This is a genomic window from Pseudomonas sp. B7(2017) (genome assembly GCF_002112745.1).
Taxonomy (GTDB): Bacteria; Pseudomonadota; Gammaproteobacteria; order Pseudomonadales; family Pseudomonadaceae; genus Aquipseudomonas; species Aquipseudomonas ekonensis.
The window spans coordinates 659,262-673,845 of sequence record NZ_NEIP01000001.1; the positions used below are offsets into that span (position 1 = coordinate 659,262).

Genomic DNA, 14,584 nt, shown 5'->3' on the forward strand with positions numbered 1-14,584 from the left:
AGGCAGGCCAAATCTCCACACAAACTCCACACATCCCCCACATTCCCCCCACACCGCCCAACCAGACTCTGCCCACCGAAACAGGGAGAGTCCCATGAACAAGAACCTTGCATTGAAACTCGGGGCGATCGCCCTGCTGATCCTGCTGTTGCTGGTGCCTTTGCTGATGATCGAAGGCGTGATCGACGAGCGCCAGCAGTTGCGTGACGGGGTGCTGGAAGACATCGCCCGCAGTTCCGGCTACAGCCAGCAGGTGAGCGGGCCGGTGATGGTGGTGCCGTACCGCAAGACTGTCCGTATCTGGAAGACCAACGAGAAGACCAACCAGCGCTATGAAGAGCTCAGCGAAGCCCGCGGGCGGCTGTACTTCCTGCCGGAGCGTTTCGAGCTCGACGGCCAGGTGCAGACCGAACTGCGTGCCCGCGGCATCTACGAGGCCAGGCTGTTCCATGCCGACAACCGCCTCAGCGGGCATTTCTCGCTGCCGGCGCAATTGGGCATCAAGGAAGACTTCGCCGACTACCGGTTCGAGGCGCCGTTCCTGGCCGTGGCCATCAGCGACATCCGCGGCATCGAAAACGCGCTGAAGCTGGAACTCGACGGCCAGCGCCTGGACTTCGTGCCCGGCACCGAAGTGGGCTGGCTCGGCGAAGGCGTGCGGGTGACGCTGCCGCCGCTGGACGCCGGCAAGGCCACGCAGCTGACGTTCGGCTTCGACCTGCGCCTGCAAGGCACCGGCTCGCTGCAGGTGCTGCCGGTGGGCAAGACCAGCCGTGTGAGCCTGGCCGCGAACTGGCCGCATCCCAGCTTCGTCGGCAACTTCCTGCCGGCCAAACGGGAGATCACCGATCAGGGCTTCACCGCCGACTGGCAGACCTCGTTCTTCTCCACCAACCTGCAGGAGGCCATGCAGCACTGCGTGGCGGGGGATTGCGAAGGGTTCAACGGGCGCCGCTTCGGCGTGAGCTTCATCGATCCGGTGGACCAGTACCTCAAGAGCGACCGGGCGATCAAATATGCGCTGCTGTTCATCGTCCTGACCTTCGCCGGCTTCTTCCTGTTCGAGGTGCTCAAAGGCCTGGCGGTGCACCCGGTGCAATATGCGCTGGTGGGCGTGGCGCTGGCGTTCTTCTATCTGTTGCTGCTGTCGTTGTCGGAGCACATCGGCTTCGCCCTGGCGTATCTGCTGTCGGCCGGCGCCTGTGTGCTGCTGATCGGTTTCTATGTGTGCCACGTGCTGCGCAGCGTGCGCCACGGCCTGAGTTTCTCGGCGGGGCTGGCGGCGCTGTACGGCCTGCTCTACGGCTTGCTGAGCGCCGAGGACTACGCGCTGCTGATGGGCTCGCTGCTGTTGTTCGGGCTGCTGGGCGTGTTCATGGTGCTGACCCGCAAGCTGGACTGGTACGGGATCGGGCAGAAACCGGCCAAGCCGCTGGAGTTCGACCTGGGGGCGGTGCAATGAGCCGGTCGTTGGGGTTGCGCGAGGACCGGCGCGAGGCGCAGGTTTTGGTGACGCTGATACTTGGGTGGTTGCCGGAGCAGCCGAGGTGGCGCCGTCGCGAGCAGGCTCGCTCCCGCACGGAGCCGCAGACACCTGTGGGAGAAGGGCGGCTCGCGGTGAGGCCCGGACGGCCGGCCTAGGCCTTGGGCATCGTCGCGATCATCGAAGGCCGCTGGCTCACCTCGAAGTACCAATCGGCCAGTTGCGGGTTGGCCGTGCGCCAGTCCATGTCCGGGAAGCGCAGGTCGAGGTAGCCCAAGGCGCAGGCCAGGCTGATCGCGGCGATGTCGAAGTGGCTGGTGAGTTCGGCGATGGCGTCGCGCTCCAACAGCGCCAGGGTGCGGCGGATCTTGTCGCGCTGGGCGTCGAGCCATTCTTCCCAGTGCTTTTCCGGGGCGCGCAGGGCCTGCTCGTAACGCACCGTGACGGCGGCGTCCATGATCCCGTCGGCCATCGAGGCCAGGGTCAGGCGCCGCCAGCGGGCCGAGCCGTCGCGGGGGATCAGCGGGTTGCCGACGTGCTGATGGTCGAGGTAGTCGAGGATCACCCGGCTGTCATGGATGACGTTGCCGTCGGCCAGGCGCAGGGCCGGGATCTTGCCCAGGGGGTTGTCGTGGTTCAGCGCCGCGTCCGGGCTGACGGGGCTGAGGACGCAATCGTGCAGGGCCACGCGATTCTGCTGGCCGGTCTCGTGCAGCAGCACCATGATCTTGCGCACGAATGGGGACAGGGTGTTGTGGAACAGGGTCATGCTGGGGGCGGACATGGGCAAACCTCGGCAATCGGCGAAAATGCAGAGGTCTAGCCTAGAGAGTTCCGGCGCGGCTGGCGAGGGCTAGATGGTGTCTGGTTGGGCCCTTTCGACTTGCCCGCGATGAGGCCCGACAGGCCTGCACGCTCACCGGCGCGCGAGCAATCCCCTCATCCCCAGCCACGCCGGCACGCCCAGGCCGATCCAGCTCAAGGCGTCCCAGATCCCGTCCCCCAGCAGCGCCGCGAACAGCCCGGCGGCGCTGAGCAGCGCGATCACCAGCGGCGTGCTGAAGACTTTCCAGAAATTCGACCGGCGCGGCTTCATGCTGACGCCTCCGTCGCTTGCGGCAAGGCCTTGGCCGCCTTGCGCCGCACCACCCACAGGTACACGCCGCTGCCGAGCACGATGATGGTCAGCACATCGAGGGTGGCCCACAGGATTTTCATCGGCATGCCGCCGTAGTCGCCGAAGTGCAGCGGCTGGGACATGCCCATGGCGTCCATGTACCACGGCCGCTCGGCCACGGCCGTGACCTTGAGGGTGCTGGCGTCGATCAGCACCGGCGTCAGGAGGTGCGAGGTCAGGTGGGTGCCGCCCTTCATGAACACCGCGTAATGGTGCTCGCTGGAGAACCGCGTGCCGGGGAAGGCGATGAAGTCCGGCTGCATGTCCGGCGCGACTTCGGCGGCGATGTCGAGCAGGCGGGTGGCCGGTGCCCGCAGGGTCAGCGGCGGCGCGTCGCGGTAGGGCTCGACCAGGGCGGCGAGCGCGTCGTTGCGCCAGGCGGAGATGAGCAGGTCGGCGCAGGCGCTGATGACGCCGGTGACCCCCACCACCAGCGCCCAGGTCAGGGTGACGACGCCGATCAGGTTGTGCAGGTCGAGCCAGCGCAGGCGGGCGGATTTGTCCCGGCGCACGGTGGCGAACTCCAGCCGGCGCATGAACGGCAGGTACAGCACCGTGCCGGAGACGATCGCCACCACGAACAGCACTCCCATGAACGCCAGCAGCAGCTTGCCCGGCAGGCCGGCGAACATGTCCACGTGCAGGCGCAGGATGAACAGCATCAGGCCGCCGTTGGCCGCCGGCGTCTCCACGGCTTCGCCGGTGCGGGCGTCGAGCATGAAGGAGTGCGACGAGTTGGGTTCGGTGCCGGCGGTCTTCGCCATGATCGCCAGCACGCCGTTGGGTTCGTCCTCTTCGAAACCGAAGTACTGCACGACTTCGTCGGGACGATGCCGCTCGGCGGCCTCCACCAGTTGCGCCAGGTTCAGGCGCGGGGTGTCGGCGGGCATTTCGCGAAACTCCGGCGCGTCGCCGAGCAGGTGTTCGATCTCGTGGTGGAACACCAGCGGCAGGCCGGTCAGGGCCAACAGCAGCAGGAACACGGTGCAGATCAGGCTGGTCCAGGTGTGCACGAACGACCAGCGACGAATTGTTTTGCTTTTCATTTCATGACCTTCAGAAACGCCAAAGCCGTCCCCGGGGGGACGGCCTGGCTGCGGGGCCGGTTCAGCTCAGTCGCTTACCACTTGTAGGTGGCGCTGGCGACGACGCTGCGCTGGTCGCCGTAGTAGCAGTAGAAGCTGTCGCAGGTGGAGATGTAGTCCTTGTCCAGCAGGTTGGTGGCGTTGATGGCCACCGACGCGCCCTTGAGGCTGTTGTCCAGGCGGCCGAGGTCGTAGTGCACGGCGGCGTCGAACACGGTGTAGGCGTCGGCCTTGCCCAGCCAGGTGTTGGCCTTGTCGCCGTAGGTGTTGCCGGTGTAGCGGGCGCCGGCGCCGATGCCGAAGCCGTCGAGCACGCCGGTGTGCCAGGTGTAGTCGGCCCACAGCGATGCCTGCTGGTTCGGCATCAGTTGCAGGCGGTTGCCCTTGTCGTCACCTTTCTGCACTTCGGACTTGGCCAGGGTGTAGGCGGCGATCACCTTCAGGTTGTCGGTGACGTCGGAGACCGCTTCCAGCTCCAGGCCCTTGACCTTCACTTCGCCGGTCTGGCTGGTGAGCGGGATGTTGTTGACGGTGGTGGTGACCGACACGTTTTTCTGGGTCAGGTCATACACGGCGGCCGTCAGCAGGGTCTTGCTGCCGGGCGGCTGGTACTTGATGCCCATTTCCCACTGCTTGCCTTCGGTCGGCTTGAGCGATTCGGTGGAGCTGGAATCGGCGCCGCTGGTGGGCTGGAAGGACTCGGCGTAGGAGATGTACGGCACGAAGCCGTTGTCGAACACGTAGCTTAGCGCCGCGTTGCCGCTGAAGGCCTTGTCGCGGTCGGTGCTGGTGGCGTTGCCCTTGTTGAAGAACTTGGTGCCGGTGTGCACCCAGTCCTCGCGGCCGCCGAGGGTCAGGCGCCATTGGTCGAGGGCCATCTGGTCCTGCACGTACAGGCCGGTCTGGTGGGTCTTCTGGTCGTAGTCGTAGAACGCGGTGGAGCGCGCCGGACGGGTGATTGGCAGCCCGTGGATCGGGTTGTTCACGTTGATCGACGGCGCGCTGCCGAAGATCGAGGTGTAGTTGGTGTTGCTGCGCTGGTGATCCAGGCCCAGCAGCAGGGTGTGGCGGATGTCGCCGGTGGCGAAGTCGGCTTGGAAGTTGTTGTCCACGGCGAACTGGCTGATGTCTTCGTCGACGATGGTGGTCGAGCGGCCGACGTTGCCTTCGTTGTCCACCTGGGTGAACGGGTAGGAGCCGACGGTGATGCCCTGGAACGACAGGTCCGACTTGGTGTAGCGCAGGTTCTGCTTGAACTGCCACACGTCGTTGAGGCGGTGCTCGAAGGCATAGCCCAGCGCGTAGTAGGTGCGGTCGTAGTATTCCCAGTCCGGATCGCCCAGGTTCTTGTGGTGCGAGACCTTGCCGAACGGCATGTCGATCTTGGTGCCCTGCACCGGCAGGAACTGGCTGGTGATGCCGGTGTCGTCGCGGGTGAACTGGGTCAGCAGGGTGAACTTGGTGTCATCGTCGATGTTCCAGGTCAGGCTCGGCGCGATGTTGTAGCGCTTGTTGTCGACGTGGTCGATCTGGGTGCCGCTGTCGCGCACCACGCCGCTGATGCCGTAGAGGAACCGGCCGGCGTCGTCGATCTTGCCGGTGCTGGCGAAGTTGATCTGGCGGTGGTTGTCGCTGCCGTACTGCAGTTGGATCTCGCTGCTGGCGATGTCGCTGGGACGCCGGCTGACCATGTCCAGCAGGCCGCCCGGCGGGGTCTGGCCGTAGACGGACGAGGCCGGGCCGCGCAGCAGGGCGAGGCGGTCCAGGTTCCAGGTTTCCTGTTTCGGGTTGGCGTAGACGCCTTTGGGCAGCGGCAGGCCGTCGAGGAACTGGGTCGGTTCGAAGCCGCGCACGCGCAGCCAGTCGGCGCGGGTGTCGCTGCCGTAGCTGCTGGCGGTGATGCCGGGCATGTAGCGCACGGCGTCATCGAGGCTGTGCACGCTGCGGTCGTCCATCTGCTGGCGGGTGGCGACGGAGATCGAGCGCGGGGCTTCGACCAGCGCGGTGTCGGTCTTGGTGCCGGCGGCGGTGCGGGTGGCGGTGTAGCCTTCGACCGGGCCCCAGGCGCTTTCCGTGTTCTCGACGCCGATCACCGAGGTCTCCGGCAGGGCCATCACGCCGTCCGGCACGGCCACCAGGGTATAGGTGCCGGTGCCGCTCTGCTCCAGTTGCAGGCCGGTGCCGCGCAGGGCCGCGCGCAGGGCGCCGGCCGCATCGTACTGGCCGTTGACCGGCGCCGAGGTCTTGCCGGCCGCCAGCGCGGGATCCAGCGACAGCGCGAGGCCGCCCTGGCTGGCGATCTGGTTCAGGGTGGTGGACAGCGGCGCCGCCGGCAGGTTGTACGCGCGTACGTTCGACGCCTGTTCAGCGGCGATCAGTTGGCTGCTGGCCAGCGGGGTGCAGAGGGCGATGGCGACCGCCAGCAAACTGGGGCGCAACAAGGTGTCTAGCGAACGGGACATACGGCGGCTCCTGAATGGAAATATTTCTCAATTGCCTGTGTGCCGGACGAGATTCGAAAAGTGATAGGGCTGGGTGAAATTTTTTCGGGCGGCGGGGTCAGGCCTCTTCGGTGCGGCGGATGGCCCTGTCGCGAGCAAGCCCGCTCCCCCAGGTTTGCGGGTGTTCTCGGGATTCCATGTGGGGGCGCGATGGCGAACGTGCGGACAACGCGATTCTTCAGGGCTTGGCATCGGCCTTGGCGACGGTGACCCACCACGGCGTGTGGTGTTCGATCTGCACCGGCAGGGTCGGCAGCAGGGCGCTCAAGGCCTTGTCGGTGTCGTGCAGCGGGAAGCTGCCGGTGATGCGCAGGTCGGCGACCTCCGGCGCGGTGCCCAGGTGGCCGCGGCGGTAGCGGCCGATCTCGCGCACCAGGTCTTCCAGCCGGGCATTGTCCACCACCAGCATGCCGCGGGTCCAGGCATCGGCGCCGGGGTCGAGCGTCGCCACCGGATCCAGGCCGTCGCGGCGGATCAGCACCTGCTGGCCTTCGCGCAGGATGCGCTCCTGCAGGTCGCTCTGCGGATGGGCGGCCACCGCCGACTGCAGCACGCTCAGGCGCGTGCCGTGTTCTTCGCGCTTGACCAGGAACCGCGTGCCCAGCGCCCGCATGCTGCCTTCGCGGGTCTCGACGATGAACGGCCGGGCATCGCCGTGGCCGGTCTCGATGAGGACTTCGCCTTCCTGCAGCACGATCAGCCGTTGCCGCTGATCGAAGCGCACATCCACCGCGCTGTGGGTGTTGAGGTTGAGCAAGGTGCCGTCCGTCAGGCGCACGGTGCGCTGTTCGCCGGTGGCGGTGCGCTGGTCGGCCAGCCAGTAGTCCAGCGGCAGGTAGCGCTCGCTGGCGAACAGGGCCAGGCCGACCACCGCCACCATCCCGGCCAGGCCGCTGCCCAGCTTGCGCACCCGGCGGCGGATGCCTTCGCGCGATTGCAGCAGGGCCGTGCGCGCCGGCCCCTTGGCTACGCTGAAACGCTGGTCGAGCATGCCCAATTGGCGCCAGGCGCGGGCGTGCTCTTCGCTGGCGGCGTGCCATTTGGCGAACTCTTCGCGCTCCAGCGGACTGCTGGAATCCAGGGTCAGTTGCCAGGCGATGGCCGCGTCCAGCACATGGGCCGGCACCGGCCGGGAACCGGCGGGGCTCATGTCGGTTCACCGTACAGGGCGATGTAGCACTGGCGGATGCCCTGGGCCAGGTACTGGCGCACACGGGGCACCGACACGCCGAGCTTCTCGGCGATCTCGGCATGGCCGAGGCCGTCGAGGCGGTTATAGAGGAAGGCGGCGCGGGCCTTGGTCGACAGTTGGCCGAGCATCCGGTCGATGGCCTTGAGGTCTTCGAGGATCAGTTGCTGTTCTTCCACCGACGGCTGTTCGCCTTCGGGGATCAGCATCAGTTCGGTCAGGTAGGCCTGTTCCAGCGCGGCGCGGCGGAAATAGTCGAACAGCAGGCCCTTGGCGATGGCCACCAGGAAGGCCCGGGGCTCGCGGGGCACCGGCAGCTCGTCGCGGCCGAGCAGGCGCACGAAGGTGTCCTGGCTCAGATCCTCCGCCCGCTGCGGACACGCCACATTGCGCCGCAACCAGGCCAGCAGCCAACTGCGGTGGTCGCGATACAACGCACCGACGAGCTCACTGTGGGGGCTTTGGGCTGACGACACGATGTATCACCGACTGGGAAGTGTTAACCAACGAGAATTGTTCGCGATTGTGTCAGAGGTGGGAATCGTTAGCAATTGGCCACCGGTCGGGTAATCCCGAGGCGCCGTTGCCTGTGGATGGGATCGCCGGGCGATCAATCCCGTCGACGGCGTAAGTGAGACGGATGATGAAACTTGATCCGGGCGGTGCCGAACGGGTGGGCAACAAGGTAGGATAGCCGGAGTTTATGGCGATATGATGTCATTCGCCTTTCGTTCGTTCGCTTGCAGACGATCGGACGCCGACCCGGAGAAACACCCTGATGAAACTGATTTACCTCGCATTGCCCAGCCTGATTTTCATGGCGGCATGGATTGGCGCATTACTGCTGGGCGAGGCAGGGCGAGTCGGCTGGAACTGGATCGACGACAACGAGCGGCCCATCGAGCGCAATCCCGTGATGGCCCTGGTGCTCAAAACGTTCTTCCGCGAAGGCGGGGACATGCTGGATGTGTGGCTGCAAGTCGTGCTCATTACGTTGTGGCCCCTCTATCTGGCCGGGGCGCTGGTTTACTTCGTCGGATTGCACGCACGCCAACGGCGCCGTCTCGCCAAGCAAAAAAGCCGGGACGGCGTCGCCGTACAATGAGCCTGTGAACAGGCCTGCCCTGCGTCTCCCCGCCCTGCGTCGCGGAGCGGGGATCAGAACGAAGGCGCCTGTTGCCGGCGCCTCCACTGGCCCAGGCGCTGCTGCAGGTTAAGCGGGCTGTGGATCTGCTGTTGCCGGGCACGGCTGAACAGGATCAGCGCCAGTTCGGCGGTGGCCAGGGCATCGGCGCTGGCGTGATGGCGCTCGAACACCTCCAGCCGGAACCAGCCGATCCAGTCGTCCAGCCCGGCTTCACGCAAATGCGCCTGCGGACACAGCAGCGGCGCGAGGTCCGCCACGTCGAGAAACACCGACTGCAACTTATGGCCCAGGTGTTCCTTCACGGCCCGGCCCAGCATGTGCCGGTCGAACGGCGCATGGAAGGCCAGCACCGGGCTGTCGCCGATGAACTCCAATAGATCGAGCAACGCCTCGGCCGGATCGCTGCCGGCGGCGATCGCGCTCGGCCCCAGGCCGTGGATCAGCACGCTGGGCCCCAGCTTCATTTCGCGGCATTGCAGGGTGCGTTCGAACTGTTGGCCGAAGTCCACCGCGCCGTCCTCGATCACCACCGCGCCGATCGACAGCACGCGGTCCTTGTTCAGGTTCAGCCCGGTGGTTTCCAGGTCCAGCACCACCCAGCGCTGTTCGCGCAGGCTGCATTCATCCAGCTCGCGGGGCGGCGGCAGCTTCGCCAGCCGTTGCCGCAACGGATCCGGCAGGTCGGGCCCGGCCGGTCGCAGCCACGAGAACAGGTTCATAGCTGATACCGCAACGTCAGGCTGCTTTGCAGGCGTTGGGCCTGGCGCAGGGACTCGCGCAGGATGCGCCGGTCCAAGTGGTTGAGGCTGTCGGGATCGACCCGGTTGGAGTACGGCAGGTTTTCCCGGGTCTGGATCTGATGCTGCTGGAGGCGGGTCTGCTGGATGAAGTGGTAGGCCTCCTCGTAGGCTGCGCCGTCCAGGCGGTCGATGACGTCCTTTTCCACCAGGCTGCGGAAGCGTTCCAGGGTGTTGTTGGCGTCGATGCCGTGGGCCAGCGCCAACAGGCGCGCGCCGTCGACGAACGGGGTCAGGCCCTGGACCTTCAGATCCAGCGTGGCCTTTTCGCCGCCCTTGCGCGTCAGCACGAACTCGCGCAGGCGCCCCACGGGCGGACGGTTGCGCAGGGCGTTCTCGGCCATCATGCGCTGGAACAGGCGGTTGTCGCCGACCTGCTCGAGAATGCCGCGGCGCAGTTGCTCGCAGCCTTGCCCGTCGCCCCAGACCACCCGCAGGTCGAAATAGATGCTCGATCCCAGCAGGTTCTCGGGTGTCGCCTCGCGGATGAACGCGGCGAAGCGCCGGGCCCATTCGGCGCGGGACAGGCACAGCTGCGGGTTGCCGGCCATGATGTTGCCCTTGCACAACGCGAAACCGCACTGCGCAAGGCTGTGGTTGATCTGCTGGGCGATCGGCAGCAGCTTGCCGCGGATCTCGGCGGCGTGCGCCGCGTCGCGGGCCTCGAACAGGATGCCGTTGTCCTGGTCGGTGTGCAGGGTCTGTTCGCGTCGGCCCTCGCTGCCGAAGCACAGCCAACTGAAGGGCACGCCGGGATCGCCCTTGTCGGCCAGGGTCAGTTCGATCACCCGGCACACGGTGTGGTCGTTGAGCAGCGTGATGATATGGGTGATCTGGGTGGACGACGCGCCGTGGGCCAGCATCCGCTCCACCAGTTGGCCGATCTCGCCGCGCAGGGCCACCAGTTGCTCGACGCGCTGGGCGCTGCGGATCGTGCGCGCCAGGTGCACCAGGTCGACCCGCTGCAGGGAAAACAGGTCGCGCTCGGACACCACGCCGCACAGGCGCTGCTCCTTGACCAGGCAGACATGGGCGATGTGCCGCTCGGTCATGGCGATGGCCGCGTCGAACGCGCTGTGGTCCGGCGACAGGCAGAAGGGCGACGGGGTCATGTGGCGTTCGATGGGTTCGCTCAGGTCGCCGACGCCTTCGGCCACCACGTGGCGCAGGTCGCGCAGGGTGAAGATCCCCAGCGGCGCCTTGTGCCCGTCCACGGCGACGATGCTGCCGACCTGCTGCTCGTGCATCAGCTTCACCGCGTCGCGCAACGGCGTGGCCGGGGCGCAGGTCACCGGATGCCGCATCGCCAGTTCGCCGAGGCGGGTGTTCAGCGAGTATTGGGTGCCGAGGGTCTCCACGGCCTTTTGCTGGACCTGCTGGTTGACCTGGTCCAGCAGGCTGCTGACGCCGCGCAGGGCGAAATCGCGGAACGGCCCGGAGAGCGCGAACAGTTTGATGAACGCCGGTTTGTTCAGTTGCAGGCAGAAGGTGTCTTCGCCGGCCAGGTGTTCGGTGCGTGTCGCCCGTTCGCCGAGCAGGGCGGCGAGGGGAAAGCACTCGCCGGCGGTGATTTCGAACGTGGTTTCGGTGCCGCCCTTGGCGGTATGGGGCCGTTCGCCGACCACCTGGCCCTGCTTGACGATGTAGAAGTGTTCGACCGGCCCGTCGGCGGGTTTGACGATGCTCTCGCCCTGGCCGTAGAAGCGCAGTTGGCACTGCTCCACCAGGTAGGCCAGGTGGGCATGTTCCATCTGATTGAAGGGCGGGAAGCGCTGAAGGAATTGCAGGGTGCCCTGGATGTTCTGCAATACGGCGGTTTTCCCTGCCTGGGTGAAGGCGTCCGCTTTACTCATGACCATGACCGCAGTTTCTTTGAATTGTTGTTGGAGCGTTGTCGCCATGGTCGGCGCCTGCGGCCGGGGTGCCCATTGGACGTAAGTCTAGGTGGGCAATGCCGTTCGGGGCATTTCGGAAATGCCCTACGTTATCAGTCGGATTTTCTTTTTCCGGCCCCTTGGAAAACAATCCGACGAAGTGCACATTGAAGCTCTGTCCAGCGATGTCTGACCACTGTGCCAGGGGAACGACTTGCCTACGTAGAGAACGCCATGTCCGATCACGATATTTTGAGCGACGCCGAACAGGAGGCGCTGCGGGACGTCATGCTCGAGCCCGCGCTGCCGCCTCAACGGGCATTGATCGTCGACGACGACAAGGACGCCCGGGAGTTGCTGGCGGAGATCCTCGCCTTGGACGGCATCGATTGCGTGACCGCCTCCAGCGGCGAAGAGGCGCTCAGGATGCTGATGCCCGACACGGACAACAAACGGCGGATCGGGTTGGTGATCACCGACCTGCGCATGGAGCACGTGGGGGGGCTTGAGCTGATTCGTCGGGTGCGCGAGTCGGAGCGCGCGGCCCTGCCGATCATCATCGTGTCCGGCGACGCCTCGGTGAAGGACGCCATCGCCGCCATGCACCTGAGTGTGGTGGACTTTCTGCTCAAGCCCATCGACACCGCCAAGCTGCTGCAGTTGGCGAGGCGTGAATTGGGGATGGCGCCCTAACCTTGTTGTGAAGGTTTGCGAGGCCGGTATCTGCAGCCTCTTTTTACCCCGGTTCCATGCCCGTTGCGGTGGTCTCGCTGACGCCATCGCCAGCAGGCTGGCTCCCACACGGAATCTTGGGTGAATGCGGTACCTGCGAACGCTGCAAGACCAGGTGGGAGCCAGCCTGCTGGCGATGGCGTCAGCCAAGGCGCACCCCAAAAAAAAGCCCTGACCGCAAGATCAGGGCTTTTTCGTCTCCGGCGTCAGCGCGGGTTACAGGCCGTTGGCCTTCTTGAACTCGCGGCGGCGGCGGTGCAGCACCGGCTCGGTGTAGCCGTTAGGCTGTCGGGTGCCTTCGATCACCAGTTCGACCGCCGCCTGGAAGGCGATGTTGCGGTCGAAGTCCGGCGCCAGCGGGCGGTACAGCGGGTCGTTGGCGTTCTGACGGTCCACCACCGGCGCCATGCGCTTGAGGCTTTCCATCACCTGGGCCTCGGTGACGACGCCGTGGCGCAGCCAGTTGGCGATGTGCTGGCTGGAGATGCGCAGCGTCGCACGGTCTTCCATCAGGCCGATGTCATTGATGTCCGGCACCTTCGAGCAGCCCACGCCCTGGTCGATCCAGCGCACCACGTAACCGAGGATGCCCTGGGCGTTGTTGTCCAGTTCGTGCTTGATCTGCTCCGGCGTCCAGGTCGGGTTGACCGCCAGCGGGATGGTCAGGATGTCGTCCACCGACGCACGCTCACGCTTGGCCAGTTCGGCCTGGCGGGCGAACACGTCGACCTTGTGGTAGTGCAGCGCGTGCAGCGCGGCGGCGGTCGGCGACGGCACCCAGGCGGTGTTGGCGCCGGCCAGCGGGTGGGCGATCTTCTGTTCGAGCATCGCCGCCATCAGGTCGGGCATCGCCCACATGCCTTTACCGATCTGCGCACGGCCTTGCAGGCCGGCGCGCAGGCCGATGTCGACGTTCCAGTTCTCGTAGGCGCCGATCCACTTCTCGGCCTTCATGTCGGCCTTGCGCACGACGGGGCCGGCTTCCATGGAGGTGTGGATCTCATCGCCGGTGCGGTCGAGGAAACCGGTGTTGATGAACACCACGCGCTCGCTGGCCGCCTGGATGCACGCCTTGAGGTTGACCGTGGTGCGGCGCTCCTCGTCCATGATCCCGACTTTCAGGGTATTGCGCGCAAGGCCCAGCACGTCTTCGATGCGGCCGAACAGCTCGTTGGTGAACGCCGCTTCTTCCGGGCCGTGCATCTTCGGCTTGACGATGTAGATCGAGCCGGTGCGGGTGTTCTTGCGCGAGGTGTTGCCGTTGAGGTTGTGCATCGCCGCCAGGCAAGTCACCAGACCGTCGAGGATGCCTTCCGGCACTTCGTTGCCGTGCCGGTCGAGGATCGCGTCGATGGTCATCAGGTGGCCGACGTTGCGCACGAACAGCAACGAGCGGCCGTGCAGGGTCAGTTCGCTGCCGTCGGCCTTCGTGTAGGTGCGGTCGGGGTTCATGGTGCGGGTGAAGGTCTGGCCGCCCTTGGCCACTTCTTCGGCCAGGTCGCCCTTCATCAGGCCGAGCCAGTTGCGGTAGATCACCACTTTGTCGTCGGCGTCGACGGCGGCCACGGAGTCTTCGCAGTCCATGATGGTGGTCAGCGCCGCTTCCATCAGGATGTCTTTGACGCCGGCGGCGTCGGTCTGGCCGACCGGGGTGGCGGCGTCGACCTGGATCTCGAAGTGCAGGCCGTTGTTTTTCAGCAGGATGGCGAGCGGGGCGTTGGTGTCGCCCTGGAAGCCGATCAGCTGCGCCGGGTTGCGCAGGCCGGTCTCGCTGCCGTTCTTGAGCGAGACGGCCAGTTTGCCGTCAACGATCCTGTAGCCGGTGGAATCGACGTGGGAGCCGGACGCCAGCGGCGCGGCTTCGTCGAGGAAGGCGCGGGCGAAGGCGATGACCTTGTCGCCGCGCACCTTGTTGTAGCCTTTGCCTTTTTCCGCGCCGCCGGCTTCGCTGATGGCGTCGGTGCCGTACAGGGCGTCATACAGCGAACCCCAGCGGGCGTTCGAGGCGTTGAGGGCGAAGCGGGCATTCATCACCGGCACGACCAGTTGCGGGCCTGCGGTGCGGGCGATCTCGTCGTCGACGTTTTGCGTCGTTGCCTGGAAATCGGCGGCTTCGGGCAGCAGGTAGCCGATCTCTTGCAGGAAGGCTTTGTAGGCCGCGGCGTCGTGAGGCTGACCGGCACGGGATTGGTGCCAGCCGTCGATACGGGCCTGGAAATCATCGCGTTTGGCGAGTAGGGCTTTGTTCTTCGGCGCCAGGTCGTGGATGACCTTGTCGGCGCCTTCCCAGAACTGCTCGGCGGTGAGGCCGGAACCGGGAATGGCTTCGTTGTTCACGAAGTCGAACAGGACTTTGGCGACCTGAAGGCCACCGACTTGAACGTGTTCAGTCATTGCTTGCCTCACTCTGCTCAGCTATTTCGCTTTTCAGCTCTTCGAATTGACGATGAAGCCACTGGCCATTTAAACCACAAACCCCTCTACCAGTACATGCCGTCGCCGGCGGCTGGGTTGGCATCCAATCAACGGCTTGGGGCCTTGCTGACGGGGCTTTCGGGGTTGCGGACGTGCCTTGGGCAGACATCGGTCCAACATTATG

12 protein-coding genes are annotated in these 14,584 nt (G+C 65.9%); 3 read left to right on the top strand and 9 right to left on the bottom strand.

Annotation, left to right across the window (positions count from 1 at the left end; genetic code table 11):
- The first annotated feature begins 94 nt into the window (after positions 1–94).
- A complete protein-coding gene (creD, locus tag CAG29_RS03085; protein ID WP_085693847.1) occupies positions 95–1,462 on the top strand; it encodes a cell envelope integrity protein CreD in 1,368 nt (455 codons plus the stop codon).
- A gap of 175 nt (positions 1,463–1,637) precedes the next feature.
- Here the strand turns inward: creD and CAG29_RS03095 are convergent, their stop codons facing one another.
- The 6 genes from CAG29_RS03095 to CAG29_RS03120 all read right to left on the bottom strand — a co-directional run bounded on the left by CAG29_RS03095 (position 1,638) and on the right by CAG29_RS03120 (position 7,911).
- Positions 1,638–2,267, bottom strand: coding sequence for a glutathione S-transferase family protein (locus tag CAG29_RS03095; protein ID WP_085629971.1), 630 nt, complete (start codon positions 2,265–2,267; stop codon positions 1,638–1,640).
- 132 nt (positions 2,268–2,399) lie between these two features.
- Positions 2,400–2,579, bottom strand: a complete 180-nt coding sequence (locus CAG29_RS03100) for a hypothetical protein (RefSeq protein ID WP_085586793.1) — start codon at positions 2,577–2,579, stop codon at positions 2,400–2,402.
- Entirely contained in the window at positions 2,576–3,706 is a 1,131-nt protein-coding gene (locus tag CAG29_RS03105) for a PepSY domain-containing protein (RefSeq protein ID WP_085655821.1), read from the bottom strand. Before CAG29_RS03105 ends, CAG29_RS03100 begins: the two co-directional genes overlap by 4 nt.
- Positions 3,707–3,780: 74 nt before the next feature.
- A complete protein-coding gene (locus CAG29_RS03110) occupies positions 3,781–6,207 on the bottom strand; it encodes a TonB-dependent siderophore receptor (protein WP_085693849.1) in 2,427 nt (808 codons plus the stop codon).
- A 217-nt stretch (positions 6,208–6,424) separates the two neighbouring features.
- On the bottom strand, positions 6,425–7,396 hold the full coding sequence (locus CAG29_RS03115) for a FecR domain-containing protein (RefSeq protein WP_085629965.1): 972 nt from the start codon (positions 7,394–7,396) through the stop codon (positions 6,425–6,427).
- Complete coding sequence (locus CAG29_RS03120) at positions 7,393–7,911, bottom strand: RNA polymerase sigma factor (protein ID WP_085586797.1); 519 nt, start codon at positions 7,909–7,911, stop codon at positions 7,393–7,395. Before CAG29_RS03120 ends, CAG29_RS03115 begins: the two co-directional genes overlap by 4 nt.
- Before the next feature lie 302 nt (positions 7,912–8,213).
- Between CAG29_RS03120 and CAG29_RS03125 the strand changes: the two genes are divergently transcribed.
- The gene (locus CAG29_RS03125; RefSeq protein ID WP_085586798.1) at positions 8,214–8,540 is read left to right on the top strand and encodes a hypothetical protein; all 327 of its coding nucleotides are present in this window, start codon (positions 8,214–8,216) and stop codon (positions 8,538–8,540) included.
- 53 nt (positions 8,541–8,593) lie between these two features.
- Here CAG29_RS03125 and CAG29_RS03130 read toward each other — a convergent pair whose 3' ends face one another.
- Together CAG29_RS03130 and CAG29_RS03135 are read right to left on the bottom strand one after the other, a co-directional pair.
- Positions 8,594–9,301, bottom strand: coding sequence for a PolC-type DNA polymerase III (locus tag CAG29_RS03130; protein WP_085586799.1), 708 nt, complete (start codon positions 9,299–9,301; stop codon positions 8,594–8,596).
- Positions 9,298–11,232: a putative nucleotidyltransferase substrate binding domain-containing protein gene (locus CAG29_RS03135; RefSeq protein ID WP_305879797.1), complete on the bottom strand. Its 1,935-nt coding sequence runs from the start codon at positions 11,230–11,232 to the stop codon at positions 9,298–9,300. The genes CAG29_RS03130 and CAG29_RS03135 overlap by 4 nt, the downstream gene beginning before the upstream one ends.
- Before the next feature lie 255 nt (positions 11,233–11,487).
- Here CAG29_RS03135 and CAG29_RS03140 point away from each other — a divergent pair, with 255 nt between their 5' ends.
- Positions 11,488–11,946: a response regulator gene (locus CAG29_RS03140; protein ID WP_085586801.1), complete on the top strand. Its 459-nt coding sequence runs from the start codon at positions 11,488–11,490 to the stop codon at positions 11,944–11,946.
- Between the two features lie 255 nt (positions 11,947–12,201).
- On the opposite strand, the gene CAG29_RS03145 is transcribed toward CAG29_RS03140, so the two are convergent.
- Positions 12,202–14,379, bottom strand: a complete 2,178-nt coding sequence (locus tag CAG29_RS03145) for a malate synthase G (protein WP_085693850.1) — start codon at positions 14,377–14,379, stop codon at positions 12,202–12,204.
- Between the last annotated feature and the right edge of the window lie 205 nt (positions 14,380–14,584).

What these genes read in the sequence shown, in the direction of transcription:
- creD (WP_085693847.1), top strand. Translation starts at nt 95, where the DNA reads ATGAACAAGAACCTTGCATTGAAACTCGGGGCGATCGCCCTGCTGATC.
- CAG29_RS03095 (WP_085629971.1), bottom strand. Translation starts at nt 2,267, where the DNA reads ATGTCCGCCCCCAGCATGACCCTGTTCCACAACACCCTGTCCCCATTC.
- CAG29_RS03100 (WP_085586793.1), bottom strand. Translation starts at nt 2,579, where the DNA reads ATGAAGCCGCGCCGGTCGAATTTCTGGAAAGTCTTCAGCACGCCGCTG.
- CAG29_RS03105 (WP_085655821.1), bottom strand. Translation starts at nt 3,706, where the DNA reads ATGAAAAGCAAAACAATTCGTCGCTGGTCGTTCGTGCACACCTGGACC.
- CAG29_RS03110 (WP_085693849.1), bottom strand. Translation starts at nt 6,207, where the DNA reads ATGTCCCGTTCGCTAGACACCTTGTTGCGCCCCAGTTTGCTGGCGGTC.
- CAG29_RS03115 (WP_085629965.1), bottom strand. Translation starts at nt 7,396, where the DNA reads ATGAGCCCCGCCGGTTCCCGGCCGGTGCCGGCCCATGTGCTGGACGCG.
- CAG29_RS03125 (WP_085586798.1), top strand. Translation starts at nt 8,214, where the DNA reads ATGAAACTGATTTACCTCGCATTGCCCAGCCTGATTTTCATGGCGGCA.
- CAG29_RS03130 (WP_085586799.1), bottom strand. Translation starts at nt 9,301, where the DNA reads ATGAACCTGTTCTCGTGGCTGCGACCGGCCGGGCCCGACCTGCCGGAT.
- CAG29_RS03135 (WP_305879797.1), bottom strand. Translation starts at nt 11,232, where the DNA reads ATGAGTAAAGCGGACGCCTTCACCCAGGCAGGGAAAACCGCCGTATTG.
- CAG29_RS03140 (WP_085586801.1), top strand. Translation starts at nt 11,488, where the DNA reads ATGTCCGATCACGATATTTTGAGCGACGCCGAACAGGAGGCGCTGCGG.
- CAG29_RS03145 (WP_085693850.1), bottom strand. Translation starts at nt 14,379, where the DNA reads ATGACTGAACACGTTCAAGTCGGTGGCCTTCAGGTCGCCAAAGTCCTG.